This window comes from Pseudomonas alkylphenolica (genome assembly GCF_000746525.1).
GTDB classification, from domain to species: Bacteria; Pseudomonadota; Gammaproteobacteria; order Pseudomonadales; family Pseudomonadaceae; genus Aquipseudomonas; species Aquipseudomonas alkylphenolica.
Genome location: NZ_CP009048.1, coordinates 3163082 through 3187532, shown reverse-complemented (window position 1 = coordinate 3187532; position 24451 = coordinate 3163082). Strand labels below are relative to the sequence as shown.

Annotated in this window: 27 protein-coding genes; 6 read left to right on the top strand and 21 right to left on the bottom strand. The window is 62.9% G+C overall.

Annotated features, from left to right (window positions below; all coding sequences use genetic code 11):
* Window positions 1–106 precede the first annotated feature (106 nt).
* From PSAKL28_RS14485 to PSAKL28_RS14415, 15 genes are all read right to left on the bottom strand, one after another.
* Entirely contained in the window at window positions 107–1135 is a 1029-nt protein-coding gene (locus PSAKL28_RS14485) for a trans-3-hydroxy-L-proline dehydratase (RefSeq protein WP_038611638.1), read from the bottom strand.
* Window positions 1136–1233: 98 nt separating this feature from the next.
* Entirely contained in the window at window positions 1234–1956 is a 723-nt protein-coding gene (locus PSAKL28_RS14480) for an amino acid ABC transporter ATP-binding protein (protein WP_038611635.1), read from the bottom strand.
* Entirely contained in the window at window positions 1949–2599 is a 651-nt protein-coding gene (locus tag PSAKL28_RS14475; protein WP_038611632.1) for an amino acid ABC transporter permease, read from the bottom strand. The genes PSAKL28_RS14480 and PSAKL28_RS14475 overlap by 8 nt, the downstream gene beginning before the upstream one ends.
* Before the next feature lie 10 nt (window positions 2600–2609).
* Complete coding sequence (locus tag PSAKL28_RS14470; protein WP_038611630.1) at window positions 2610–3275, bottom strand: amino acid ABC transporter permease; 666 nt, start codon at window positions 3273–3275, stop codon at window positions 2610–2612.
* The gene (gene lhpI, locus PSAKL28_RS14465; protein ID WP_038611627.1) at window positions 3268–5049 is read right to left on the bottom strand and encodes a cis-3-hydroxy-L-proline dehydratase; all 1782 of its coding nucleotides are present in this window, start codon (window positions 5047–5049) and stop codon (window positions 3268–3270) included. The genes PSAKL28_RS14470 and lhpI overlap by 8 nt, the downstream gene beginning before the upstream one ends.
* A 10-nt stretch (window positions 5050–5059) precedes the next feature.
* Complete coding sequence (locus tag PSAKL28_RS14460; RefSeq protein ID WP_038611625.1) at window positions 5060–5878, bottom strand: ABC transporter substrate-binding protein; 819 nt, start codon at window positions 5876–5878, stop codon at window positions 5060–5062.
* Window positions 5879–6119: 241 nt separating this feature from the next.
* On the bottom strand, window positions 6120–6869 hold the full coding sequence (locus PSAKL28_RS14455) for an AraC family transcriptional regulator (RefSeq protein WP_038611622.1): 750 nt from the start codon (window positions 6867–6869) through the stop codon (window positions 6120–6122).
* Between the two features lie 56 nt (window positions 6870–6925).
* On the bottom strand, window positions 6926–8182 hold the full coding sequence (locus PSAKL28_RS14450; protein WP_038611619.1) for an NAD(P)/FAD-dependent oxidoreductase: 1257 nt from the start codon (window positions 8180–8182) through the stop codon (window positions 6926–6928).
* Entirely contained in the window at window positions 8179–8415 is a 237-nt protein-coding gene (locus PSAKL28_RS14445) for a 2Fe-2S iron-sulfur cluster-binding protein (protein WP_038611616.1), read from the bottom strand. Before PSAKL28_RS14445 ends, PSAKL28_RS14450 begins: the two co-directional genes overlap by 4 nt.
* Complete coding sequence (locus PSAKL28_RS14440) at window positions 8408–9523, bottom strand: NAD(P)/FAD-dependent oxidoreductase (RefSeq protein ID WP_038611613.1); 1116 nt, start codon at window positions 9521–9523, stop codon at window positions 8408–8410. The genes PSAKL28_RS14445 and PSAKL28_RS14440 overlap by 8 nt, the downstream gene beginning before the upstream one ends.
* Window positions 9520–10452 (bottom strand): 4-hydroxyproline epimerase, encoded by a 933-nt coding sequence (locus PSAKL28_RS14435; RefSeq protein WP_038611610.1) that lies wholly within the window; start codon window positions 10450–10452, stop codon window positions 9520–9522. Before PSAKL28_RS14435 ends, PSAKL28_RS14440 begins: the two co-directional genes overlap by 4 nt.
* Window positions 10453–10647: 195 nt before the next feature.
* Window positions 10648–11319, bottom strand: a complete 672-nt coding sequence (locus tag PSAKL28_RS14430; RefSeq protein WP_038611607.1) for a GntR family transcriptional regulator — start codon at window positions 11317–11319, stop codon at window positions 10648–10650.
* A 105-nt stretch (window positions 11320–11424) separates the two neighbouring features.
* Entirely contained in the window at window positions 11425–12471 is a 1047-nt protein-coding gene (locus tag PSAKL28_RS14425) for a class I SAM-dependent methyltransferase (RefSeq protein ID WP_038611604.1), read from the bottom strand.
* 95 nt (window positions 12472–12566) lie between these two features.
* Window positions 12567–13163: an eCIS core domain-containing protein gene (locus PSAKL28_RS14420; RefSeq protein ID WP_038611602.1), complete on the bottom strand. Its 597-nt coding sequence runs from the start codon at window positions 13161–13163 to the stop codon at window positions 12567–12569.
* The gene (locus PSAKL28_RS14415; protein WP_038611600.1) at window positions 13150–13704 is read right to left on the bottom strand and encodes a TetR/AcrR family transcriptional regulator; all 555 of its coding nucleotides are present in this window, start codon (window positions 13702–13704) and stop codon (window positions 13150–13152) included. Before PSAKL28_RS14415 ends, PSAKL28_RS14420 begins: the two co-directional genes overlap by 14 nt.
* A gap of 91 nt (window positions 13705–13795) precedes the next feature.
* Here PSAKL28_RS14415 and PSAKL28_RS14410 point away from each other — a divergent pair, with 91 nt between their 5' ends.
* From PSAKL28_RS14410 to PSAKL28_RS14395, 4 genes are all read left to right on the top strand, one after another.
* Window positions 13796–14527: an SDR family oxidoreductase gene (locus PSAKL28_RS14410; protein ID WP_038611598.1), complete on the top strand. Its 732-nt coding sequence runs from the start codon at window positions 13796–13798 to the stop codon at window positions 14525–14527.
* Window positions 14528–14556: 29 nt separating this feature from the next.
* Window positions 14557–15147, top strand: a complete 591-nt coding sequence (locus PSAKL28_RS14405) for a 2-hydroxychromene-2-carboxylate isomerase (RefSeq protein ID WP_038611596.1) — start codon at window positions 14557–14559, stop codon at window positions 15145–15147.
* Between the two features lie 101 nt (window positions 15148–15248).
* Window positions 15249–15878, top strand: a complete 630-nt coding sequence (locus PSAKL28_RS14400; RefSeq protein ID WP_174446942.1) for a LysE family translocator — start codon at window positions 15249–15251, stop codon at window positions 15876–15878.
* A 16-nt stretch (window positions 15879–15894) separates the two neighbouring features.
* The gene (locus tag PSAKL28_RS14395; protein WP_038611594.1) at window positions 15895–16770 is read left to right on the top strand and encodes an alpha/beta fold hydrolase; all 876 of its coding nucleotides are present in this window, start codon (window positions 15895–15897) and stop codon (window positions 16768–16770) included.
* 62 nt (window positions 16771–16832) lie between these two features.
* Here the strand turns inward: PSAKL28_RS14395 and aotJ are convergent, their stop codons facing one another.
* The 6 genes from aotJ to PSAKL28_RS14365 form a co-directional block, all read right to left on the bottom strand.
* The gene (gene aotJ / locus PSAKL28_RS14390) at window positions 16833–17612 is read right to left on the bottom strand and encodes an L-arginine-binding protein AotJ (RefSeq protein WP_038616669.1); all 780 of its coding nucleotides are present in this window, start codon (window positions 17610–17612) and stop codon (window positions 16833–16835) included.
* Between the two features lie 77 nt (window positions 17613–17689).
* On the bottom strand, window positions 17690–18637 hold the full coding sequence (locus PSAKL28_RS14385) for an ornithine cyclodeaminase family protein (protein WP_038611592.1): 948 nt from the start codon (window positions 18635–18637) through the stop codon (window positions 17690–17692).
* Complete coding sequence (locus PSAKL28_RS14380; RefSeq protein ID WP_038611590.1) at window positions 18634–19611, bottom strand: threonine/serine dehydratase; 978 nt, start codon at window positions 19609–19611, stop codon at window positions 18634–18636. The genes PSAKL28_RS14385 and PSAKL28_RS14380 overlap by 4 nt, the downstream gene beginning before the upstream one ends.
* 19 nt (window positions 19612–19630) lie before the next feature.
* On the bottom strand, window positions 19631–20755 hold the full coding sequence (locus PSAKL28_RS14375; RefSeq protein WP_038611587.1) for a succinylglutamate desuccinylase/aspartoacylase family protein: 1125 nt from the start codon (window positions 20753–20755) through the stop codon (window positions 19631–19633).
* Between the two features lie 258 nt (window positions 20756–21013).
* Complete coding sequence (locus PSAKL28_RS14370) at window positions 21014–21622, bottom strand: helix-turn-helix transcriptional regulator (RefSeq protein WP_038611584.1); 609 nt, start codon at window positions 21620–21622, stop codon at window positions 21014–21016.
* Between the two features lie 155 nt (window positions 21623–21777).
* The gene (locus tag PSAKL28_RS14365) at window positions 21778–22686 is read right to left on the bottom strand and encodes a LysR family transcriptional regulator (protein WP_038616666.1); all 909 of its coding nucleotides are present in this window, start codon (window positions 22684–22686) and stop codon (window positions 21778–21780) included.
* A 96-nt stretch (window positions 22687–22782) separates the two neighbouring features.
* Between PSAKL28_RS14365 and PSAKL28_RS14360 the strand changes: the two genes are divergently transcribed.
* Together PSAKL28_RS14360 and PSAKL28_RS14355 are read left to right on the top strand one after the other, a co-directional pair.
* Entirely contained in the window at window positions 22783–23673 is an 891-nt protein-coding gene (locus PSAKL28_RS14360; RefSeq protein ID WP_038611581.1) for a pirin family protein, read from the top strand.
* Window positions 23674–23759: 86 nt separating this feature from the next.
* Window positions 23760–24446: a hydrolase gene (locus PSAKL28_RS14355; RefSeq protein ID WP_038611578.1), complete on the top strand. Its 687-nt coding sequence runs from the start codon at window positions 23760–23762 to the stop codon at window positions 24444–24446.
* Window positions 24447–24451: the final 5 nt, after the last annotated feature.

The window sequence follows — 24451 nt, the reverse complement described above, 5'->3', positions numbered from 1 at the left end:
TATTGTATTTCGTATACGATATTAAAAGTGTGTGATGTCGACCAGTGTTTTTTTCGTGTGTCGCGGATCGGGTTTTAAGGGTGTTTGTAAATCAATGGGTTAGTGATCAGGCACCGGGCCAGGTGTCCGACAGCCGGTAGCCTTGTGGCCATGGATCGCTCGGATCGAGGAGCAATTGGTGGGTGCCGGTGATCCAGGCACGCCCGGAAATGCACGGGTAGATGGCTTCCCGCCCGGCAATTTCGGTCTGCGAATCGATGCGGCAGTGGAACTCCGAGCCGATGATCGAGCGACCGATAAAGCGATCGCCGACCTTGAGCAAGCCTTTGGCCTGCATCACCGCCATGCGTGCCGAGCAACCGGTGCCGCAGGGCGAGCGGTCGATCTTGCCAGGACGGATGACCACGGCGTTGGCGCCGGTGGCGACACCGTTCTCGTACTCGACGGGCGCGGCGATCTGGCAGAAGGAGATGTGCGACCAGTCCGGGTTCAGCGGGTGACGAAAACCCAGCTGCTCGTTGGCGGCGTGGGTAATCTTCAGGCCGATCTCGACAATCTCCCGGGCTTCGTCCGGGCGAATGGCGAAACCCAGTTGCCGGGCATCGGCGATGACGAAGCTGTCGCCGCCGTAGGCCGTGTCGACCTGCAGCGAGCCGTAGCCTTCGACTTCGATCCAGGCGTCGAGGCGGTCGGCGAACGACGGCACGTTCTTCACTTCCACCCGCTGCACTTTGCCGTCACGGCATTCGGCGACCGCTTCGATCAGACCGCCAGGGGCTTCGAGCACCAGGCGGGTTTCCGGTTCGGTCATCGGCAGGATGCCGCTGTCGAGCAACACGGTGGACACGCACAATGAATTGGAACCGGACATCGGCGGGGTGTCGGCCGGCTCCATGATGATCCAGGCCATCTGCGCGCGTGGGTCCTTCGGCGGGACCAGCAGGTTGACGTGGCGGAACACGCCGCCGCGCGGCTCGTTGAGGACGAAGTTGCGCAGGGTCTCGTCGCGGGCGATCCAGCGCGATTGCTCCCAGACGGTGGCGCCGGGCGGCGGGGCGACGCCACCGACGATGACGTCGCCGACTTCACCTTCGGCATGGCAATTGACGATGTGGATGATCTTTGATGAACGCATACACGGGACTCCTTGTGTTTGATTGGAGGGCCTTATCGCGGGGCAAGCCCGCTCCCACAGTGTGACCTCGGTGGGAGCGGGCTTGCCCCGCGATGCTGTTATTTCACCGACTTGAGGAATGCCGCCGTCTCCGGCTGCAACGGGTTGCCGATCACCTGGTCCGGCGCGCCGATCTCGTGCACCAGGCCGTTACGGAAGAACGCCACGCGGTCCGATACATCGCGGGCAAAACGGATCTCATGGGTCACCAGCACCATGGTCATGCCGTCTTCGGCGAGCATGCGCATGGTGTCCAGCACTTCACCCACCAGCTGCGGATCGAGCGCCGAGGTGGCTTCGTCGAACAGCATGTAATCCGGCGACATCGCCAGCGCCCGGGCAATCGCCATGCGCTGTTGCTGCCCGCCCGACAGCTTGCCGGGGAAGGTCTTGAGCTTGTCGCCAAGGCCGACGTGGGTCAATTGCTTGACCGCCAGTTCTTCGGCCTGCTCTTTGCTCTTGCCCAGCACCTTGCGCGGCGCCAGCATCACGTTTTCCAGCACCGTCAGGTGCGGAAAGGCGTTCCACTGCTGGAAGACGATGCCGATCTTCTGCCGCAAGCGGTTCAGGTCGGTGGCGCGGTCGTGCACCTCGACGCCGTCGACGCGGATGCTGCCTTTCTGGATCTCCTCAAGGCCGTTGATGCACATCAGCAAGGTCGACTTGCCGGAACCCGAGCCGCCGATGATCGACACCACTTCGCCCTTGTCCACGGTCAGGCTCACGCCCTTGACGACTTCGAGGTTGCCGAAGGATTTGTGTACGTTCTGGATCTCAATCATTTTCTTGCCACCTTCTTTCCAGACGGGCGCCAAGGCGGGCAACCACCAGGCTCATGACGTAGTAAATGAGGCCTGCGATGCACAGCACCAGCAGGGGTTCCTGAATCCGTGTAACGATGGTTTGCGAGGCGCGCAGCAGTTCGACAATGCCGATCCACATCACCAGCGCGGTGTCTTTCATCACCCCCAGCACCAGGTTCAGCCATCCGGGAAACGCCACCCGGGTGGCCATCGGCAGGACGATCCAGCGCAAATCCTGCAGGTAGCTCATGCCCAGCGAGCGGCTGGCTCGACGCACGCTCAGCGACACCGCCAGCACACCGCCGCGGACGATCTCGGTGAAGTACGCGGCGGTGTACACGCCGAGCACGATGCAGCCAACGCTGAAGGCGCTGATGTTCAGTCCGACGATGCTTTTGAACGAGTTGAACAGCACGAACTGGATCAGCAACGGCACGCTGCGAAACACATCCAGCACCCACGCCAGTGGCAGGCTGAGCCGTGGCCAGAGGGCGCGGGCGAGGCCGAACAGCAAGCCGGCGAAGGTGCCCAGGAGGATGGCCCAGAAGGTCAGTTGCACGGTGACCCTGGCCCCGTCGAGCAGGAACATGAAGTCGTTCCAGGTAAAGCTGGTAGAGAACATGCCGGGCTCCTCAGTAGCGGAACAAGCGCCAGGCCATCAGCCGCGCAACTGCGACGATCGCCTTGGCGATCACGTAGTAGAGCGCCGCCGCCAGGGCGAAGTATTCGAAGGTGCGGAAGGTCTTGACGTTGTAGTCCTGGGTCACGCCGGTGAGGTCGTTGTTCAGGCCGACGATCACCCCCAGCGAAGTCATCAGCACCGCCCAGACCATCTGGTTGGTCAACGGGTAGAACACCACCCGCAGCAATTGCGGAATGACGATCATCCGGTAGGTCTGGAAGGCGCTCATGCCCAGCGAGCGCGCCGCACGCATCTGCGTGGTCGGCACGGCCTTGAGGCCGCCGCGAAAGTTCTCCGCCAGGTACCCGGCGTTGTTGAAGGTGATCCCCGCCAGCAGGGCGATCCACGAACTGACATGCAGGCCCATCGAGCCGAGGCCGAAGTACAGGATGTAGATCTGGAACAGCGAAGGGGTGTTGCGCGCGATCGACACCCAGCCATTGGCAAAGCCGCGCAGCAACGGCTGTTTTCCTTCGCGCATCACGGTCAGGGCCAGGGCAATCAACACCCCGAAGATCATCGACAACGCGGCGGTCTCGAAGGTGACCCAGGCACCGCTCAACATGTCCGGCAGGGCGCGCAGGGCCGAACGCCATTGGAAGGTGTAGTCAAACATGCGCGGGGCTCTCCTTGCAGGCGGCAGGTTGCAGCCAGGTTGGCAGGCGACCGCTGGCCTGGCCGCTACAGGCCGATTCGACACATTCGGCGAGGCTGGCGAAATGCACCGGGCGACCGGCCAGGCCCGGCCCGTAGTGGGCGTATTTGCCCGAGTTGGTCATCAGCGTGCGCGCCGCCGGCGGGATCACCGGCTCACCGAGCATGCACCAGCAAGTGTCGGTCACCAGGGTCACGCCGAAGCGTTCGAGCCCGGCGATATGGCCGGCGGCGCGGGCCTGTTCGAGCACTGCGCGACCGCAAGTGATCGCCACCACTACGTCCGGGTGTTTGTGCCGGCCCTGGCACAGGCGGGCAAGTGCGGCGAACTCGCTGAGCGAGAAATGCGGATTGCCCAGCGACACCACATCGACCTGCGGCTCGCGGGCGCTGTTGAGCTCGCGCCAGCTGTGCAGCAGATCCTTCAGGTGCAGGCGCTCGGTCGGCAGGGTTGCGCCGGGTTCGAGCACTTGCGCCGGGTCCAGGGCTTCGGGTGTAACCCCGGCGATATGAAACAGCGGCGCGGCAGAGGTGGTGGCAAAGGCGGCGCCGAACGCCTTGAGATCGTCCAGGCTGGGTTGCGCCTGTTCCAGCCCGCGCACCAGAGGAATCCGCGAACCGGAGAGGGCGCCGATGTGGTAGCCGAGCAGGGGGTAGAAGCTGTCGTCGAGGCCGTCCAGCGGCGGCACTTCAACAATCAGTTGGGCCTTGCGCTGGCTGTCGAGGTGACAGCCGATGCTCGGAGCCCGACCGGTGAGGGCGATGCAGATGTCGAGGTAGTCCGGGTACTTGAGCGTGCGCGCCCCCAACACACTGTTGGCGTAGACCACCGCGTTGGATTCGGCCCAGACCACCTGTTCGCCCAGGGTTGGCGCGCTGTCGAGCAGGTAAGGCGCGCAGGTGAAGCTCAATTGCGCGCCCATGGCCATGTAGGCATCGCCCAGGGCACTGGCCGGCTCGCCGAGCGCCGGGTCGATGCCCAGTTCGCGCCAGCGGCGCTGGTCGACCGAAATGGAATTGAGCGTGGTCGGTACCCGTACCTTCGCGCCCCACTGTACCAGCTGTTCGGCAAAGCGCAGGCTGGCGGGGCCGGTGTAGATGCAGCCGTCGATATGCGCCTGGGTCACGTCCAGCAACTGCTCGGCGCCTTGCAGCTCGGCCATGCGCAGGACGATCTGCATCGCCAGCTGCGCCGCTTTGCCATGGCTGCCATCAAGTAGCGCCTGGTCCTGCGGGCTCAGGTTCAGGGCGCTGTTGAATGGCCGGTCAGCCGGGGTAAACGACGGGGCTTGCCAGTCGGCGGCGGGCGCCTGGGCAAACAGGCTCAGGCGCTCGCCTTCGACCCGCGCAAAGCCTGCGCCGCGCAATCCGGCGAAAGCCTCCTTGCCGATGCACAGCACCGGCAAGGAGCGCCCGAACAGGGTCTGCGCGACCAGCACGCCGAGGGTCAGGATTTCGTCGGCCTCGGCCAGCACCAGTGCTGCCGGTGCGTGGCCGTTGCTGATCAGTTCCATCATCACGCTGCTGCCGGTGCACGAGCCGCGTCCGCTGGGGATCGCCAGCACACGCCCGGCGATGCACTGGCCGCTGAGCGGATGATGGCGGTCGATCACTTCGCCGCTGAACGGGTCGACCCCGCCCCAGAAGCTCAGCCCGGTGTCGGCGAACAGCAGTTCGCCCTGGGCCGCGCCCTCGACCAGGCTACGCCCGGCCAGGGGTTTGGGAGTGCTGGTCATGCTGCCCACCTCAGTAGTAAACCTGTGGCACGGTCAGGTCGGTCGGGGCGATTTCGGTGCCCACCCACTTGGTGAACAGCTCCTTGTAGCGCCCGGTGCGCACCTGCTGGTTGACGAACAGGTCAAGGTAACGCAGCAGACCGTACTCGTTGCGCTTGGCGCCCAGCGATACGTAGTCGATCACGTAAGGCGCATTACCGGCGACCTTGAGGTTCTTGTACTTGCCGGACTTGAGGGTGGCAGCGGCAACGGTGTTGGTGACCACAGTGGCGTCGATATGCCCTTGGGCGACTGCGAGCAGGGTGTCGTTCTGCGACTGGTAGGCGCGGAAGGTGCCGCTGCCCCAGCTCTTCACGTCTTTCTCCAGGGCGATGGCTTCATAGGTGCCGCTGGTGTTGCCCAGCGCCTTGCCCTTGAGGTCCTCGAAGCTGTTGATACCGGTGTTGTCGCGGGTCAGTACGACCATCTGGAAGGCGAAGTACGGCACGGTCAAACCGACCGTCTTGGCCCGCTCCAGGGTGTCGGAGGTGGACGCTACGATCACGTCGGCGCGCCCGGAAACCAGGGCCGGGATGCGATCAGGGAAGGGCGTTTCGACCACTTCGGGCTCGACCCCGAGGATCTTAGCCAGGTCGTTGCAGTAGTCGACGTCGAAGCCGGCGGGCTTGTTGGCTTCGTCGCGAAAACCCATCGGTGGGAAGTCCAGGGTTACGGCGCAGCGCAGCTTGCCGGAGCCGATGATGTCGTCGAGTTTGTCGGCCTGGGCGTTGGCAATAAAGGTGGTACTGAGAACAGCGCTGAGGGCTACGGCAAATGTGCGGTTTTTCATAGATGCCTCGTGGTGGGTGAGTGCTGTTAAATATCGTAGCTGAGATTTCGTATACGATATTTTTAAGTGCAATGGCCGTGCCTGTTTTTGTGTTGTTGCAGGAATTGTTCTTCAGCCCTTGCACTAGGGCGTCTGACAGAAAGGACGGCTGCTGTGGGAGGTTTCAGCGTGCCTGGCCGGGTGTATGACGGGTGTTACATATGGGAGCACTGCGCGTGCGCAGCGCCCCGGAAAGGAACACTCAGCGCTGGCTGTCGCGGTACTGGCTCGGCGAAAGCCCGGTGAGGGCGCGGAACTGGCGGCTGAAGGCGCTGTGGTCGGTGTAACCGCAGCGCAGGGCGATGTCGGTGATCGGCAGGTCGAGGTCCTGCAGCAAGCGCGAGGCTTCTTCCAGGCGTGCTTTGTGGATCATCTGCCGCGGCGTGAGCTGGAAGATCCGTTTGCAATGGCGCTCCAGTTGCGCGATCGAAAGCCCGGCGATGGCGGTCAGTTCGGCAAGGCTGATGGGGCGGCTGAAGTGGCTGCGGATATGCGCATCGACGGCGGCGAGTTTCTGGAACGCCGGGTGGTTGGACTGCGGCAATTGCAGGTCACGAGAGATCCCGGCGAGGCCAACGATGCTGCCGTCGGCATCCTTGAGCGGGCGTTTGTGGGTCAGGCACCAGACCGGCTGGTTGCCGAAATAAAGGTGCAGTTCAAGCTGGTCGGCCAGTTCCCGGCCACTGCTCAGCACGCGGCGGTCCTGCTCGGTGTAGAGCGGGCCGAAACGGGCGGGGAATACGTGTTCGGCGGTAAGCCCGAGCAGCTCGTCACAGTGCTTGCGGCCGCAGCGCCGGGCCAGGGTCTGGTTGACGAAGGCGTAACGCGCTTCGCGGTCCTTGATGAAGAACACCACGTCGTTGAGGGTGTCGAGCAGCGGCGCGATCGGCTGCAGGCTGCTCAGCAGGGTCGGCAGATCGCAGGGGGCGAAGTGGTTGAGCGTGGCGTGCATGGCGCTGACGGTCCGGGGGCGACCGTCGGGATCATAGAGTGTCCCCGGCGCTTATCTCAAGCGCCGGGCGTTTCGTCCAGGCACAGCAGGGTTTCGATGCGCGCCGGGCTGAACGGCGGGCGCGGCGCCGAGGGTTGCCAGCCGAACAGGTGGCGGGTGGCCGCGCCGCAGACCCGGCCCTGACAGGCGCCCATGCCGCAGCGGCTGGCGAGCTTGGCTTCGCGCCAGCTGCCGTGTCCGGCGAGGGCGGAATAGGCGACATCTTCGCAGCGGCACACCAGGGTGTCGGCAGTCGCCAGCGACTTGAGCGCCGGGTCGAGGGCGAAGGCTTTGTTCAGGGCATCGGCGAACCCATGCCAGCGGGCGCGTTGGCGCAACAGCCGCTGCGCCGCCTGGCGATTGCCGACTGCGGCATGGCCAGCAATCGCACCTTCCACCAGGGCCCGCTCGCTGCCGCCGAAGCCGGTGCATTCACCTGCGGCGTAAACGCCGGGCAGCGTCGTCTCCTGCCAGTTGTCCACGGCAACTGCGTCATGCGCCATGGCGCAGCCCAGGGCCTGGGCCAGCTGGATGTTGGGGATCAGGCCGAAGCCGCAGGCCAGCCGGTCACAGGCGATTTCCACGAGCTTGCCGTTTTGCATCAAGCGCACACCCTCCAGGCGATCGCTACCCAGTGCGGCAAGTACATGGCTGGCGCTGCGGTACTGGCGGTCGAACAGGCTGAAGGACTGCAGGAGTTTTTGCGGCCAGCGCGGCAATTGTGCGGCGAAGCCGGCGACGGCGGCGGGCGAAGCCTGTTCGGCAATGCGCAGCACCCGGGCGCCGTTGGCTTTGGCGGTGGCGGCACTGGCCAGCAGCAATGGCCCGCTGCCGGCGATGACGATACGTTGGTTGCGCACCGGCAGGCCGGCCTTGATCAGTGCCTGCAAACCGCCGGCACCGGTGACGCCGGGCAGGGTCCAGCCGGGGAAGGGCAGCAGCAGTTCTCGGGCGCCGGTGCAGAGAATCAGCCGGTCGTAGCGGATCTGCCAGCCACGCTCGGCGTCTTCCACCAGCAGGGTGTCTGGGCCTGGCTGGGCGATCACCCGTGTGCCGCTGTAGCAGTGCACATTGCGGCAGGCGAGTACCTGCTCGCGCAGTTGACGCGCCTTGGCAGGCACCTTGGCCTGCGGGCCGTCGCGCCAGATCTGTCCGCCTGGCAGCGGGTTGTCGTCGAGCAGCACGATGCGTGCGGCACGGGGGGCGGCGGCCAGTGCAGCGGCCAGGCCGGCGGGACCGGCGCCGATGATCAACAGATTGGTGTGTTCGCTCATGGCCGGGTCTCCACTTGCATGCCGTCGCGGCACAGGGTCTGGCAGGCCAGACGCCGGCGGCCGTCGATGTGTACCCGGCATTCCTGGCAAATGCCCATGCCGCACAGCGGTGCGCGGCGCTGGCCGCTGACCGAAGTGCGTGAGCTACCGTCGCCGGCCAACGCCAGGGCGGCGGCCACGCTGGTGCCGTCGGCCACATGCAGCGGGCGGCCATCGAGGGTCAGGTCAGGCATGGGCAAGTGCTCCGAGGAAGCGTTCAGGCAGATAGGGTTGGGCCGCCAGCGGTGGCGTTTCGTCGAACAGTTGCGCGGTCAGCAGGTCGGCGGTCGCCGGGGCGGTGGTGACGCCGAGGCCCTCGTGACCGACCGCGAGCCACAGGCCATCCTGCTGCGGATGGCGGCCCACCAATGGCAGGCCGTCGGGGCTGGCGGCGCGAAAGCCGGTCCAGGCGCGGATGCCGTTCAAGTGGGCGAGGTCTGGCATGTATTCAGTGGCGCGCTTGAGCATGCGTGCCAACATCCAGCCTTCAACGGCCGGGTCGGTGGTGCCGAACTGACGCGAAGCGCCGATGAACAGCTGGCCGGTCGGGCGCGGCTGGATATTGCAGGCGGTGGATGGGCCGCTGGCGTTATGCGCGCTGGTGACATAGCCCAGTTCCACCAAGGTATGGGTGACGGTGCCGGGGTAGCGGTCGGTGATCAGCAGGTGGCCTTTTTTCGGCTCGATCGGCAGCTCCGGGCACAGGTCGGTGGCCTGGATGCCGTTGGCCAGCACCACGGCATCGGCGCTCAGCCACTGGCCGTCGTCCAGGCGCACACGGTTGCCTTGCACCGTGGTGACTTGCGCCCGGCGCTGTTCGATACGCGGCGATTGCAGCATCCAGCGGGCGGTGGCCGGGGCGTAAAGGATGCCGTCGCCGTTGATCAGCAGACCACCTTCCAGCCCCTCACGCAGCGCCGGTTCGCGCTGGCGCAGGGCGTGTCCGGCAACCAGCTCGCAGGCCACGCCCCGGGCTTGCAGCACGTTGAATTTGTGTTCGGCCACGGCCATCTCTTCAGCGTTGGCCGCCAGCCACAAGGTGCCGTTGCTGCGGTAGGCGCAGTCTTCGGGGAGCCGGGGGGCCAGTTCACGCCAGCGTTGCAGCGAATGCTGGCTGAGCGCCAACTCTGCGGCATTGTCGTCGAGCACCAGCAGGTGGCCCATGCCAGCGGCCGTGGCACCGTGCAGACCGGCATCGAGCACCAGCACTTGCAGCCCCCGCGCAGCCAGCGACTGCGCACAGGCGGCACCGATGATCCCGGCGCCGATCACGATCACATCGGCCACGGCACCACGGTTCACGGGCGGATGCCCCAGGCGAACGGGTCGTCTTCCTGCAGGATCAGCGTGGCTTCGGCGCTGATGTGCGCGCGGCCGCGAATGGTTGGCACGATGCGCTCGCCGTCGGCCTCGAACGAGCCTTCGAACTGGCTACCGATCACGCTGGCCTGACGCCACACCTGGCCGGGTTGCAGCTTGCCGTCGGCGGCCAGACACGCGAGCTTGGCGCTGGTGCCGGTGCCGCAGGGCGAACGGTCGTAGGCTTTGCCGGGGCAAAGCACGAAGTTGCGGCTGTCGGCGTCGGGGTCGTCGGCGAACAGTTCGATATGGTCGATCAGGCCGCCATCTTCGCCGCGAATGCCTTGGTTCTCCAGCGCCTGTTGCACGGCGTAGGTATAGGCGGTCAGCGCCTCGATGTTGTCGCCGGCGACGTTCAGGCCGTGATCGGCGATCAGGAAGAACCAGTTGCCGCCCCAGGCGACATCGCCGACCACCCGGCCGATGCCCGGCACCTCCAGTGTCAGGTCCTTGCGGTAACGGTAGGCCGGTACGTTGCGCACGCTGACCGAGTGGTCTTCGTGCAGGGTCGCCTGCACGGTGCCGACCGGGGTTTCGATACGGTGCACACCCGGCCCGATGCGGCCCAGGTGCGCCAGTGACACCACCAGGCCGATGGTGCCGTGGCCACACATGCCCAGGTAGCCGGTGTTGTTGAAGAAGATCACCCCGGCACAGGCGCCGGGATCGACCGGCTCGCACAGCAGCGCGCCAACCAGCACGTCACTGCCACGCGGCTCCAGCATGCAGGCGCTGCGCCATGGATCGTGTTGCTCGGCCAGGCGCTGGCGGCGTTCGGCCATGCTGCCGTTGCCGAGTGCTGGGAATCCGTCGGTGACCAGGCGGGTGGGTTCGCCGCCGGTGTGGGAGTCGATCACGCTGATGCGTTTCATGGGCAGGCCGCGTCCGTTCAGGGAAGTGAACGACAGAGTGGCTTGTCGCCTGGCTTGCAGGCTTGATGCCTTTAAGCCATGAGAACGACGAAATCAGCACAGCGACCGAACCCCGGTGGGAGCGGGCTTGCCCCGCGATGCGATGTGACTGTGAGTCCGCAATCGCGGGGCAAGCCCGCTCCCACCGGGTTCCCGTCACTTGCTCTGCGGCAGGTGCTCGAAGAGGGTCTTGCAGACGCCGGCGATGTGCTCGTCGAGCAGCGTGACGGCACGTTCGACATCCTTGGCCCGGCAGGCATCGAGGATCTCGCGGTGTTCATGATCGGCGCGTTCCTTGCCCGCCGACAGGCTCATCTGCATGCGCAGGTAGCGCTCCAGCTTGTCGTTCACCGAGCGGATCATATTGACCAGAAAGGGCCGCTGCGCCGGCTCGTACAAACAGGCGTGCAGCTCCCAGTTCAGCTCGGCCCAGCGCCCGACGTCGTTCTCGCCGACGAACTCCTGGCAGATCCGTTCGGCACGCGCGAAGGTTGCTTCGGTCATGTTCGGGATTGCCAGACGCAGCGCCTTGTCTTCGAGCAGCATGCGTACTTCGAACATCTGCGCCAGCTCCGGTTCGGAGATGCGCGTGACCATCGCCCCGCGATTGCGCTGGAACATCACCAGCCCCTCGGCCTCCAGGCGCTTGAGCGCCTCGCGCACGGGGATCTTGCTGACGTTGAACTGGCGGGCGATGTCGTCCTGGCGGATCGGTTCGTCTTCGGCGAAGTGCCCGGCAATGATCGCATCGCGCAGGTGATGGGTGATGATTTCCGAGGTCGAAGGCGTATTGCCCAGATCCGGGGCGTTGAGGCGAGGTACGGTCACGGTGGCGTCGTCCGAAGTTCTTTGTGGATATGGTATACGAATTTCGCGGGGCAAGCCCGCTCCCACAGACACCCGGTGGGAGCGGGCTTGCCCCGCGAAAAGCGACTACTTGCGAGCTTCCAGAATCAAATTGAAAGGCGTCTCCGTGGCCCGGCGAAAATGTTTGAAGCCAGCCTCCGCGAACACCGCGCGCAAGCGCGCTTCCCCTGCCTGGGCACCGAGCCCCAAACCGACTTCCTGGGACAGCGAGTTGGGCGTGCAGATAAAGGTCGAAGCGGCATAAAACAGCCGACCAACGGGTGTGCTGTTTTCATCCAGACTGTCGTTGGCAAAGGGCTCGACCAGCAGCACCGTACCGTCGGCCTTCAGCGCGTTATAGGCATGGCGGGCAGCGCCAACCGGGCCGCCCATGTCGTGCAGGCAATCAAAGTAGCAGATCAGGTCGTAATCCTTGCCGGGGAAATCCTTGGCACTGGCCTGGATGAACTGCGTGCGGTCGGCCACACCGCCTTCGGTAGCGCGCTGGTTCGACACCGTGATCGACGGCGCGTGGTAGTCGAAACCGTAGAACTGCGAAGCCGGAAAGGCCTGGGCCAGGATCACCGTCGAGGCACCATGCCCGCAACCGACGTCGGCGACCTTGGCCCCGGCCTGCAGTTTATCGAGCACTCCGGTCAGGGTTGGCAGCCATTCGCTGACCAGATGGGCGCGATAGCCGGGTCTGAAGAAGCGCTCAGTGCCACTGAACATGCACGGATGATGATCGCCCCAGGCCAGGCCGCCATCGCCGCGCATGGCGGCTACCAGTTTGTCTTTGTCGTGATACAGGGCGGCAATCACCGAAGCACCGCCTGCCGCGTACACCGGTGAGTCCTCGATAGCCAGGGCCATGGCCTGTTCCTCGGGTAGGCGAAAACGGCCGTCCTTGTGCTCCATATAGCCCGACGCGGCCTGGGCGCTGAGCCATTCGCGCAGCAGCCGGGCATTGCAGCCGGTCTTTTGTGCCAGTTGTTCGGGGCTGATGAATTGACTGTCGGCCATGGCCCGGTACAGGCCCAGTTCATCGCCGAGGATCAGGTTGGCGAGCAGGGCGGCGGCGCCCATGTCGTTGACCAGCTTTCCCATGAAGTCGTTCAGCTTGGCTTCGTCCATTGCGTGTTCTCCTGCAAGAAGTCCAACGTCAACGGGGTCGTCACGCCAGGCGACGACCTCGGGCCATTTCTCGTGGGGCAATCATTAAGTCTAGTTCAGCGTGCCTGGCCGGATGAGCGTTCGCGCAGGGCTTTGCTGACTTTCGACTGGATCTCGTAAGCCGGTGCCTCGACCGCATCGAAGTCGCGCGAGTAGCGCCGGGCGAATTCTTCCACGCCCCATTGCTGGTATTGCTGCACGTGGTGCAGTTCATGGGCCCAGAGCGCGGCGTTGTCCTGGGCATCGGTTTCGTTGCGAAAGACGATGATGTCGATCAGGGTCACGGCATTGACGTCGGGGTTCTGCAGCAGGGCGTTGGCGCTGTCCAGGGCCTGCTGGTCGCCGACTTTGTAGCGCGCCGCATCCAGCACCTGGAAGTCGTAGTACGGCTCAAGCTGGGCGCGGATGTGCAGGGGAATCGGCAGCACCGTACCGGCCGCCGCGGTGTCGCGTGCCTGTTGCAGGGCCATGGCCAGGGAACTGCTGGCGATGCGTCCGAGATCGTCGAGCACGCTACGGGCCTCGCCCGGATCGATCGGCGAGCAGATGCAACTGCCCAGGCAGATTTCGTACTGGCCAGCAGGGCAGGCGGCGAGGGCGTTGAGCGGGGCGAGCAGGGCCAGACCAAGCAACAGCGGTTCAAGGACTCTCATGCAAGGCCCCGGCGAGAAACTCACGGGAGGCCTTGAGCACTTCCTGCTGGCTGGATGGGTTGGCCAGCATGCGCGCGATCACCAGCGCACCCACGCACTGGCTGAGCAGGGCCCAGGCCAGGTCCGGGTCTTCGAGGGTGTCGGCCCAGGCTTGTTGCAGGGTGCGCAGCCAGTGTTCGGCCTCTTCACGCACCGGCAGCGGCGCCTGGGCGATCTCGGCACCCAGGGCTGGAATGGCGCAACCGCCTTCGGGGTTGTGCACGTGGGCCAGGCTCAGGTAATGGTCCAGGCAGCGTTCAAGGCGCTGGCGGTTCATCGGTTGCTGGGCCATGGGGCTCAGCGACAGTTCGCGGCGCACCACTTCGGTGAACAGGTCGTCCTTGGACGGGAAGTGGTTGTAGAACGCCCCCCCGGTCAGGCCGATGGCCTTCATCAGGCCAGCGACGCCAGTGGCATTGAAGCCGCCGCGCTTGGCCAGGGCGCCGCTGCTCTCCAGCAGTTTCTGCCGGGTTTGTTCCTTGTGGGTGGTGGAGTAGCGCACGCCGACCTTCTCCGTAGCACTGACTTGACGAAGCCTGGATCATAGCATAGCGTTCGTTTACTAAATGATCGTTTACCAATGGAGGCGATGGATGACCCAGGGCAAGAAAGTGGTGTTGGTAGTAGGGGCCGGTGATGCCACCGGCGGAGCGATTGCCAAGCGTTTTGCCCGCGAGGGCTACATCGCCTGCGTGACCCGGCGCAGCGCCGACAAGCTGCAGCCGCTGGTGGACGAGATTCGTGCCGCGGGTGGCGAGGCGCATGGCTTTGCCTCCGATGCACGCAAGGAAGAGGAGGTGGCGGCGCTGGTTGAACAGATCGAAACTACCCTCGGCCCGATCGAGGCGTTCGTGTTCAATATTGGCGCCAACGTGCCGTGCAGCATTCTCGACGAGACCGCACGAAAGTACTTCAAGATCTGGGAAATGGCCTGCTTCGCCGGCTTCCTGACCAGTCAGGCCGTGGCCCGGCGCATGGTGACCCGTGAGCGCGGAACCATTCTGTTCACCGGCGCTACCGCCGGCCTGCGCGGCGCTGCCGGCTTTGCCGCGTTCGCCGGGGCCAAACATGGCATTCGCGCCCTGGCGCAGAGCATGGCCCGCGAGCTTGGGCCGCGTAATATTCATGTCGCCCATGTGGTGGTGGACGGCGCCATCGACACCGCGTTCATCCGCGACAGCTTCCCCGAGCGTTATGCGCTCAAGGAGCAGGACGGCATCCTTGACCCCGCACACATTGCCGACAGCTACTGGTTCCTGCACGCACAGCCGCGTGATGCCTGGACCTTCGAACTCGATCTGCGGCCGTGGATGGAACGCTGGTAAGCCTCCGATAACAACAAGGACTCTGAACCATGAGCAAAACCGTCGAATTCTTCTTTGACCTGGGCAGCCCGGCCAGTTACCTGGCCTGGACCCAACTGCCGGCGCTGTGTGCCCGCCACGATGCGCAACTGCTGTACCGGCCGATGCTGCTGGGCGGGGTGTTCCAGGCCACCGGCAATGCTTCGCCAGCAATGGTGCCGGCCAAGGCGCGCTACGTGTTTGCCGATTTTCAGCGCTATGCCAAGCGCTATGGCGTGACCCTGGCGTTCCCGCCGGGCTTTCCGGTCAATACCCTGGGGCTGATGCGCGGCACCATGGCTGTGCAATTGTTTCAACCTGAGCGCTTCGAGGCTTACCTCGATGCGCTGTTTCCGGCGATGTGGGTGCAGCAACGCAACCTGGGCGATCCGCAGGTGTTGGCAACGGTGTTGCGCGAAGCAGGCTTCGATCCCGAGCAGTATCAAGCCTGGAGCGCAGATCCAAAGGTCAAGGCGGCACTCAAGGAGGCCACCGAAGAGGCCGTGCGCCGTGGCACGTTCGGCGCACCCACATTCTTTGTCGGTGAGCAGATGTTCTTCGGTCAGGACCGCCTGGAGTTCGTTGAAGCGGCATTGGCTTGAATGGGTACAGTCAAGTGATACGGTATTATTTTCAGTAACTGTATGGTCGGCCTAGAGCAGGACTCCGCTAGTGTCAGTGCAGCCCACAAGAAAAAATCTGGATGCCTGCCATGCTCAGCTCAATCGACCTGATAACCGCCTTCGTGCTGTTCGCCTTCGTGTCTTCGATCACCCCGGGGCCCAACAACACCATGTTGCTGGCCTCCGGGGTGAACTTTGGCGTGCGCCGTTCGATTCCGCACGCCTTGGGCATCAGCGTGGGCTTCATGGTCATGGTGCTGGCGGTGGGCTTTGGCCTCGGTGAAGTGTTCAAGGCCTATCCGCCGATCTATACCGTGCTGCGCTATGTCGGCGCGGCCTACTTGCTGTACCTGGCGTGGAAAATCGCCACCTCCGGGCCTTTGTCGGTCAGCAACCCCGAGAGCCGCAAACCGCTCGGCTTCTGGGGCGCGGCGGCGTTTCAATGGGTCAACCCCAAGGCCTGGGTCATGGCGGTGGGGGCAATCACTACCTACACGCCAGCCCAGGGCTACGTCACCAACGTAATCGTCATCGCCACCGTGTTCGCCCTGGTCAACCTGCCCAGCGTGTGCGTCTGGGTGATGTTCGGCAGCGCTTTGCGTACAGTGCTGCAGAACCCGCGCTGGTTAATGCTGTTCAATGTCCTGATGGCGGCGTTGCTGGTGATATCCCTTTACCCACTGCTCTTTGTAGAATCGAGTTTTTCCTGAATGAGTACGCTGGCACATGCAGTTGATTCCCTGGTCCCATGACACAAGTGCCGGCTTTACCTTGCGCGGCTGGCGCTCACCCGCCAGCGGCAAACCCTTGCTGCATTTTCTCCACGGCAACGGCTTTTGCTGTCTGGTCTACCAGCCAATGCTGGCGCGCCTGGCAGAACACTTCGACCTCTGGCTGTGTGATGTCCAGGGCCACGGCGACAGTGACCATGGCGGCCCGTTTCAGGGCTGGAACCGTACCGCAGAACTGGCTATCGAGGCCTTCGAGGCGGGCCGTGGCGAATACGCCGAGGTGCCGCGCTTTGCCGTCGGCCACAGTTTTGGCGGGGTGCTTACAGGGTTGATGCTGGCGTATCGGCCACAGTTGTTCCAGCGCGCGGTCCTGCTCGATCCGGTGCTGTTCAGCCGCTCGATGATGGGCATTATGGGCGCCGCTGCGCTGGTTGGCCTGCACCGTCGTCACGCCTTGGCGCGCAAGGCCGCGACCCGCCGCAGTCATTGGCCGGACCGTAGCGCCGCACGTGCCTCGCTGGAGGGGCGGGGGATCTTCAAGGGCTGGAACGAGCATGCGTTGCAGTCGTATATCGAACATGCCATCGGCGATTGTGGCGAAGGCGTGGTGCTCAAGTGCAGGCCAAGCCGTGAAGTGGAGATTTTCAGTTCATTCCCGCGGCGCATGTGGGCTTCGCTGACCCGGGTGAAGACCCCGAGCCAGGTACTCTACGGCGAAACCACCTATCCCTTCGTGCCACAGTCGGTGCAGCGCTGGGCGCAGGACAATCGGCAGGTCAGCGCCGAGCAAGTGCCGGGCGGACACTGCTTCATGCAGGAAGATCCTGCGGCCTGCAGCGAGCGGGTCACGGCATTCTTGCTGCAGCAATAGGGTGAGGCCGATCGCGGGGCAAGCCCGCTACCACCGGGTTAGATGTCATATATCGGACGGATTTATTCGCCGTAGATGTCAAATTTGAAGTAGTGATCCTGAATACGTTTGTATTCGCCGTTTTCGCGGATGGCTAGCAGAGCCTTGTTGAAACGCTCGACCAAGGTTTTGTCGCCCTTGCGGACTGCAATGCCGACGCCGTCACCGAAGTATTTAGGGTCTCTTAAGGGGTGGCCTGCAAAGGCATAGCCCGAAGCGCCGGGGGTGTCGAGAAATCCGAACTGAACGGCGACGTCGTCACCCTGAACTGCTTCGAGACGGCCGGCAATCAGGTCCAGGTAGGCTTCGTTGAGTGATGTGTAACGGACCACCTCAGCGCCTGCGGGCGCGAGGACTTGCGTGGCAAACCGGTCGTGAATTCCCGCGCGCTGTACACCAACTCGTTTGCCAGCCAAGCCCGAGAAATTGCTACCCAGGTCGGCACCTTCGCGCATCACCAGGCGGCCAGCTGCCTGATAGTAACGATTGGTGAAATCGACGGACTTTTTCCGTTCCTCACTGATGGTCAGCGAAGAAATGATGGCGTCGACTTTCCTCACCCTCAGCGAGGGGATCAGTCCATCGAATTCCTGCTCGATCCACTGGCATTTGACCTGCATTTGCGCGCACAGCGCGTTGCCGATGTCGTAATCAAATCCGGTGATGTCACCGCTATCGGTTTTTGAGGCGAAGGGCGGATAAGCCGCTTCGATGCCTATTCGAAGGCTGTCGACGGCGTTTACTTGTGAAGACAGCAGAAGCGCAAATGCAGTGCTGGATAGCAGAACGGAAAGCTTTTTTATTTTCATGATTTCGCTCCGGGTGATGCACATCTCGCACACTCGCAGTGGCGGCGCGAGAGCAGGGGAGAATCAGGTGATTAGCCTTGCATTGATGCCAGAGCACAGCTGGAGATCTGTGCATCCTGTACAGCCACACCGGTCAGGTCGACCAGCGTGATCTGCTCGTCGTTGTCACGGCCCTGCGCGCGGCCGGCCAGCAAGGCGCCAAGCTCGGCCAGCTGGCTGTCGCGGATCAAACCTGCTTTCAGAGCATGCGAGATCTCGCCGTACTGACTGCACTGATAGAGGGAGTCGACGACGATACGGTCGGCACGTGCGACCAACGCTGCGTCCAGTTCTTGCTTGCCCGGTGCGTCAGCGCCTACGGCCGTAATGTGGGTGCCAGGCTGGACCCACTCGCTCTTGATTAGCGGCTCACGCGATGGAGTAGCGCAGACAATCAGGTTGGCGGCCCGGGCAAGATCTTCCGGGTTACGGGTCTTCTGGACTTCATAGCCCAGAGCACTGGCAAAGGATTGGTATGCTTGAAGTTCGGCATCGTCACGACCCCACACAACGACTTCGCGGCAGTCCGTGACAGCCTGCAGATGCTCAAGCTGCATACGGGCCTGCATGCCGGCACCCAGGATGCCAATTGCCTTCACATGGCGAGGCGCCAGCAGGCGGGCGGCGATCCGCCCGGTCAGTGCCGTGCGGATACAAGTCAGCCAACCCTCATCCTGCAGCAGTGCCAGTGGCTGCCCAGTGGTGGCAGACAACACCATCATCAAGCCGTCGTTACTTTCCAGACCTTTGGCTGGATTGTCATAGAAGCCCGTGGAGATTTTCACGGTGAAAGTATCGCTGCCCTGGACATAGGCAGATTTGACGCAGCAGTCGCCGTTTGCTTCAGCAAACGAAAATGCCTGTACAGGCGGTACCTGCACCTTGCCGTTGGAGAAAGCGATAAAGCCTTCTTCCAGGCGCTTTACCGCCAGTTCCAGGTCGAGCTGTGAAACGATCTGCTGCTTGCCGAAGACTTTCATTGAATGGCTCCGAGGAATTTTTCGAGGAGGATGTTGCGACCGCAAATGACCACCGCCACACGCTTGCCGCGGTATTCCTGCGCCAGTTTCTTCATGCCGGCCACCGCGACACCGGCGGCGCCCTCGATGATCCAGCGTTCGCAGGCTGCGACATCGCGCATCGCCGATTTGATCTCTTGCTCGCTGACCAGCACCGTGCGGGTCAACAAGGCTTGGCAAAGCGCAAAGGTGATGCTGCCTGGCTCGATGCCACCGGCCGTGCCATCGGAGATAGTGTCTTTTTCTTCGATCTCGATGATTTCGCCGGCTTCGAGAGAGCGTTGCAGGGTCGGCGCGTTCGCTGGCCAGCAACCGATGATGTCGATCTTGGGGTTCAGGGTTCGCAGCGCTGCACCAATGCCGGAGATCATGCCGCCGCCACCTACCGCCACGAAAACCGCATCAAGGTCTGGGGCCTGTTCGAACAGTTCGATCCCTATGGTGCCCTGGCCGGCAATGATGTCTGCGTCGTTGTAGGGGGAAACGAAGGGTTTGCCTTGCACAGACGCCTGGCGTGCGGCTTCCAGTTCCACACTCAGCGGATCAAGGTCCAGGCTGATTACTTCTGCGCCGAGGGCGCGCATGGCATCCAGCTTGTAAGCAGAGGCTGAAGTTGTGGTGTAGACGGTTACGGGAACCCCCAGCACCTTGCCGGCAAGCGCGAGGCCTTGGCCGTGGTTGCCAGAGGAAGCCGTGATTACCCCCAGCTGACGCTGCACTTGCGGTAGCAGGCGGATCTTGTTGCTGGCACCGCGGAACTTGAACGAGCCGGTATGTTGCAGGTGTTCGCACTTGAGGTAGACCTCGCACCCTGTCAGGGCGCAAAGCCGTGCGCTGTAGGTCAGAGGCGTAACCGCTACTTCGGGACGCAGGGCCTTATGCGCTTGGGCGATTGCTTCATACAACGACGGCAGACTGTTGGCATCAACGGACATATCGAATCTCCTTGGTGAATCAGAAGTGATTGAGAAGCTGGCCGGATCGGCGATTGGGTAGCGGTTCAACGCCAGCGAGCAGTCCCACGCGTTGTCCCGCGCGAACCAGCTTGAACAGCGGCTGAACCACGACCACCCCATCCACATCACTGAAGATGGGCACTCGAGGTGTGCCGATTGCTGCATCCACCGGCACCAGCTCAGCGATCAATTCCCCTTTGGAAATCGACTCGCCGGGCCGCTTCTTCCAGACCAGCAGTCCATGCCCTGGAGACGGCAAGTGACTTGCTCCCTCTAGCGGATACACCTGTGGCACGCACCGCGCGCGTACCGGGGCGTCGAGGCGAAGCAATCCCTCGCTGGCGAGGAAATCGAGAATGCCCAGGGCATCTTCGCGGGCGAGTTGATCATTCACATCCGCTTGCCCTCGCAACTCGATGCTTGCTGCAAACGGCCGCTCCTCAGCGCTGCACAGGCCTTTCTCAATGAGCCAGTCCCACGGGCGATTGCACGATTCATCGAACGGCTGGCCACCTGCTGACGCCTCAAGAAACACGACCTTGATGTCCATGCACTCGGCCAGCTTCAGGGCTTGATTGCGCTGGGCCTGATTGGCGTAGAGGTGAAGTACACCGGCTGTGTCGCAATGCAGGTCCAGGACCAGGTCGTGCTGCAGTGCTTCGCCCAGCAACGACTGGCGAACGGCGCTCACCGTATCGGACGGTGTCAGTGCTGCCAGAGCGTGTTTGAGCCGTTGTGCAGGTGTCTTCGCCGCAGTTTCAGGGGCGCTGGACTGTGCTTCCAGCAAGGGCACCAGGTCCGGGAAGTTGCGGTTGAAGTTTTCACCGTTTGCCAGGTTGAAACGCCCTGTCCAGAACCCCAGCACGTTCTGGGTCATGCCGACCGGGTTGGCAAATGGACACAGCACGATGCGGCCGAGAATCCTGCCCTGCTGGTGAAGTTCCACCAGCATCTCCTGGAGATGCTGGATGACCAGCAAGCCGGGATGTTCATCGGCGTGCAGGCCTGCCTGGATGTAGGCGCTACGCCGACATCCAGCCCCGCTGAATTCATGGGTGTGCAGGCGGACCGTGTTACTCGGCCCGAGCGGCGGCAAGTCCGTGAAGCGGGTCTGAATAGGCATGGGTGTAGCATCACATTTGTGGAATTGGTGTCTACCGTAGACTTAATATCTCCTTGTGGCAAGAGAACGTACTGAGCCGTAAACCGCCAACTTGCTGGGAGTCAGAGGCACGTAAAAACAGAGAAAAGGCTCTAAATCGCTGGCTGAGTGGAGGCTGGGACTGCCGGGGCAGGGGGTAGACTAAAATTCTTGTGTGGAAAAAATTTTGTCTACCAATGTTGTAGAAGTGAGTAACTCCTTCGGCTGCTGCGGTGTGCGCTAGCCCCGTAGCGCTTTCAGATACTTGTAAACGGTCGCACGCCCCATGTTGAGTACATTGGCGACGTAATCGGCGCCGCTGCGCCCGTCAAACGCACCTTCGGCAAAGAGCGCTTCCACCAGGTTGCGCTTGTCCTTGATCTTCAGGGTGCGCAGCGACAGGTTGTGTTGTTGAAGCCAGGCATGCAGGAAGGTATTGATACGTTCCTGCCAATCATCCTTGAACAGCGTGTCGGGCTGCGGAATCAGGCGGTGAACCTGGAAGAATGCTTCCAGCGCCAGGTGTGCCTGTTCCAGAACAGAGAAATTCAGGTTGATACAGAGCAGATACTCAGCGTTGCCCTGCTGGTCATAGAGCACACTGGTGATGGAGCGGATTTTCTGCCCGTTCCAATTGATTTTTTCATAGGGGCCGATGCTTGGCGTGCTGCGAAAATCGCCCAGCTCCTGGTCCAGTGCCGAGTCATCGCCGAGTTTACGCTTGGAGAAATTGTTCGCTATGTGCACGACCGTCTGGCTCTGCACTTCATGAACGATGACTTCCGCATGGGGGAACAGCAACGTTGCAATACTGTCAGCCACAACCTTGTAGTTTTCGATGTTCTTCATTAGTTAGCTGACTGATTGATTCAGATAGTTGAGTGGCTGTGCACTGAAGACGATTTGAGGTCGCGACGTCGTAGCTGGATTGTCCATGGTGGACTCAAAAACTACGCATTTCAAGGTGTGAGCGAGCACCCGGTGGGGGGGCTCGCCCCGCGATATCAGGTGATATCACTGACCTCAAATTCTTTCGCCAGAAAATCCAGCAAGCTGCGCACGCCTGGCAGCAACCCCCGGCGCGAGGCGAATACCGCGTGCAGCACGCCGCACTCCGGTGCCCACTCAGGAGTGACCCTGACCAGTTGGCCGCTATCGAGTTCATCACGCACCACCACCAACGGCACATGAACCACACCAACGCCAGCCACTGCTGCCTCGCGCAACATCAGCAGATCGTCGGTAACCAGTCGCGGTTGATGGCGCAGGCTGGCGCGAGCGCCATCAGGACCGACCAGCTCCCAGTGATAGTCCCGCTGCGGTTTGCCCCAGTGCAAACTCGGCAGGCTGGCAAGGTCGGCTGGTACCGGACGTGTCGGCAGGCGCTCGCGCAGCTCGGGTGAGGCCACCAGGCACTGGGTGCTGTGGGCCAGGGTTTTCATCACCAGGTCACTGCTTTCCAGCGGCGGCACGCGCACCCGCAAGGCGATGTCGATGCCTTCCTGAATCAGGTCGACCTGGCGGTTGGTGCTTTCAATGTGCAGTTGCACCAACGGGCACTGGACCATGAAGCGGGTCAGCATGGCGCCCACCCAGAAATCCAGCAGGGCAGTCGGGCAGCTCAGGCGCACGATGCCCTGGGGTTCGGCACGGTTGCGCTCGATCAACTCGGCGGCGCCTTCGGCTTCCACCAGCATCGCCACACAGTGGCGGTAATAGGCCTGGCCGATTTCGGTGACCGAAAAGTGTCGGGTCGAGCGCTGGATCAGGCGCACGCCGAGACGTTCTTCCAGCCCGGCGATACGCCGGCTGAGTTTTGACTTGGGCATGTCCAGGGCACGACCAGCAGGGGCAAAGCCACCGTGATCGACGACCTGGGCAAAGTAGTAAAGGTCGTTGAGGTCTTCCACCAGTGTTCTCCATATGGAACGCTGAAGACAGTTTAACTGATCTACCGCCGATGTCGTTGCGCTCGTATGGTTATAGCCATCCACGAGAGGAGACATCTCATGAAAAAGATCCAAGGCGTCTACAGCAGCCCCAACCCGCACTGGGTCGGCGATGGCTTCCCGGTACGCAGCCTGTTCACCTACGACAACCTGGCTCAGCACATCAGTCCGTTCTTGTTGTTGGACTATGCCGGCCCCCACGACTTCACCCCGACCACGGCGCGTCGTGGTGTCGGCCAGCACCCGCATCGCGGCTTTGAAACCGTGACCATCGTCTACCAGGGCGAACTGGAGCACCGCGACTCTACCGGTGCCGGTGGCCTGATCGGCCCGGGCGATGTGCAGTGGATGACCGCGGCCAACGGCATCCTCCATGAAGAGTTCCACTCGCCGGCGTTCGCCGCCAAGGGCGGCACCCTGGAGATGGTCCAGCTGTGGGTCAACCTGCCGGCCAAGGACAAATCGGCAGCAGCCGGTTACCAGACCCTGCTCAGCAGCGACATTCCTGTCGTGCCCCTGGGCGCCGGTAGCGGCAGCCTGCGGGTGATCGCCGGTGAATTCCGTGGCCACCAGGGCCCGGCGCAGACCTTTTCGCCGATGGACGTCTGGGACCTGCAGCTCAAACCTGGCGCACCGGTGCGCCTGCCCAGCGCGGCAGGGCGCAGCACGGCATTGGTGGTGTTGCGCGGCAAGCTGCTGGTCAATGGCGAGCGGGCCGTCGGCCCGGCGCAGCTGGTGCTATTCGACCGTGCCGGTGACGAACTGTTGCTGGAAGCGCAGACCGAAGTGTCGGTGCTGCTGCTCAGCGGCGAGCCACTGGACGAGCCGATCGTCGGTTACGGCCCGTTCGTGATGAACAGCGAGGCGGAGATTGCCGAGGCCTTCGACGACTTCCGTGCCGGTCGTTTCGGCCAGATGAATGGGTCGGGCGGTTCTCGTCACGACAACTAGTATCAATAACCCGAAGGTCGCCCGACGGGTGGCCTTCGACCCGGCTGCGAGCACAACTTGCAGCCAGCCCCCAAGGAGAATGTGTCATGAGTACATTTGCCAACGTTGCCAATTTCAATGGCCAGGTCCCGCGTATCGATCCTGATAACGCCGCGATGCTGCTGATCGACCACCAGAGTGGTCTGTTCCAGACGGTCAAGGACATGCCCATGACTGAACTGCGGGCCAACGCCATTACCCTGGCCAAGGTCGCCAGCCTGGCCAAGATCCCGGTGATTACCACGGCCTCTGTGCCGCAAGGCCCCAACGGCCCGCTGATTCCGGAAATCCATGAAGCTGCGCCGCATGCCAAATATGTTGCGCGCAAAGGTGAAATCAACGCCTGGGACAATCCGGAGTTCGTCAAGGCGGTCGAGGCTACCGGCAAAAAGCAACTGATCATCGCTGGCACCATCACCAGTGTGTGCATGGCCTTCCCGAGCATCAGCGCGGTCAGTGCCGGTTACCAGGTATTTGCGGTGATCGACGCCAGCGGCACCTATTCGAAGATGGCTCAGGAAATCACCCTGTCGCGCATCATGCAGGCCGGTGTAGTACCGATGGACACCGCTGCGGTGTGCTCGGAAGTCCAGCGCACCTGGAACCGCCCGGACGCACAACAGTGGGCTGAAGCCTATAGCGCAGTGTTCCCGCACTACCAACTGCTGATCGAAAGCTACCTCAAGGCGCAACAGGTCGCCAAAGAAAACGAACAACTGGATTCGGCACGCTGATCCCT

Bases quoted from the DNA above. Each gene is read 5' to 3' on its own strand.
- PSAKL28_RS14460 (WP_038611625.1), bottom strand. From the start codon at position 5,878: ATGAAAAACCGCACATTTGCCGTAGCCCTCAGCGCTGTTCTCAGTACC.
- PSAKL28_RS14370 (WP_038611584.1), bottom strand. From the start codon at position 21,622: ATGAAGAACATCGAAAACTACAAGGTTGTGGCTGACAGTATTGCAACG.
- PSAKL28_RS14405 (WP_038611596.1), top strand. From the start codon at position 14,557: ATGAGCAAAACCGTCGAATTCTTCTTTGACCTGGGCAGCCCGGCCAGT.
- lhpI (WP_038611627.1), bottom strand. From the start codon at position 5,049: ATGACCAGCACTCCCAAACCCCTGGCCGGGCGTAGCCTGGTCGAGGGC.
- PSAKL28_RS14475 (WP_038611632.1), bottom strand. From the start codon at position 2,599: ATGTTCTCTACCAGCTTTACCTGGAACGACTTCATGTTCCTGCTCGAC.
- PSAKL28_RS14380 (WP_038611590.1), bottom strand. From the start codon at position 19,611: ATGTCCGTTGATGCCAACAGTCTGCCGTCGTTGTATGAAGCAATCGCC.
- PSAKL28_RS14450 (WP_038611619.1), bottom strand. From the start codon at position 8,182: ATGAGCGAACACACCAATCTGTTGATCATCGGCGCCGGTCCCGCCGGC.
- PSAKL28_RS14420 (WP_038611602.1), bottom strand. From the start codon at position 13,163: ATGAGAGTCCTTGAACCGCTGTTGCTTGGTCTGGCCCTGCTCGCCCCG.
- PSAKL28_RS14470 (WP_038611630.1), bottom strand. From the start codon at position 3,275: ATGTTTGACTACACCTTCCAATGGCGTTCGGCCCTGCGCGCCCTGCCG.
- PSAKL28_RS14400 (WP_174446942.1), top strand. From the start codon at position 15,249: ATGCCTGCCATGCTCAGCTCAATCGACCTGATAACCGCCTTCGTGCTG.
- PSAKL28_RS14395 (WP_038611594.1), top strand. From the start codon at position 15,895: ATGCAGTTGATTCCCTGGTCCCATGACACAAGTGCCGGCTTTACCTTG.
- PSAKL28_RS14360 (WP_038611581.1), top strand. From the start codon at position 22,783: ATGAAAAAGATCCAAGGCGTCTACAGCAGCCCCAACCCGCACTGGGTC.
- PSAKL28_RS14410 (WP_038611598.1), top strand. From the start codon at position 13,796: ATGACCCAGGGCAAGAAAGTGGTGTTGGTAGTAGGGGCCGGTGATGCC.
- PSAKL28_RS14355 (WP_038611578.1), top strand. From the start codon at position 23,760: ATGAGTACATTTGCCAACGTTGCCAATTTCAATGGCCAGGTCCCGCGT.
- PSAKL28_RS14435 (WP_038611610.1), bottom strand. From the start codon at position 10,452: ATGAAACGCATCAGCGTGATCGACTCCCACACCGGCGGCGAACCCACC.
- PSAKL28_RS14445 (WP_038611616.1), bottom strand. From the start codon at position 8,415: ATGCCTGACCTGACCCTCGATGGCCGCCCGCTGCATGTGGCCGACGGC.
- PSAKL28_RS14425 (WP_038611604.1), bottom strand. From the start codon at position 12,471: ATGGACGAAGCCAAGCTGAACGACTTCATGGGAAAGCTGGTCAACGAC.
- PSAKL28_RS14480 (WP_038611635.1), bottom strand. From the start codon at position 1,956: ATGATTGAGATCCAGAACGTACACAAATCCTTCGGCAACCTCGAAGTC.
- PSAKL28_RS14455 (WP_038611622.1), bottom strand. From the start codon at position 6,869: ATGCACGCCACGCTCAACCACTTCGCCCCCTGCGATCTGCCGACCCTG.
- PSAKL28_RS14375 (WP_038611587.1), bottom strand. From the start codon at position 20,755: ATGCCTATTCAGACCCGCTTCACGGACTTGCCGCCGCTCGGGCCGAGT.
- PSAKL28_RS14385 (WP_038611592.1), bottom strand. From the start codon at position 18,637: ATGAAAGTCTTCGGCAAGCAGCAGATCGTTTCACAGCTCGACCTGGAA.
- PSAKL28_RS14485 (WP_038611638.1), bottom strand. From the start codon at position 1,135: ATGCGTTCATCAAAGATCATCCACATCGTCAATTGCCATGCCGAAGGT.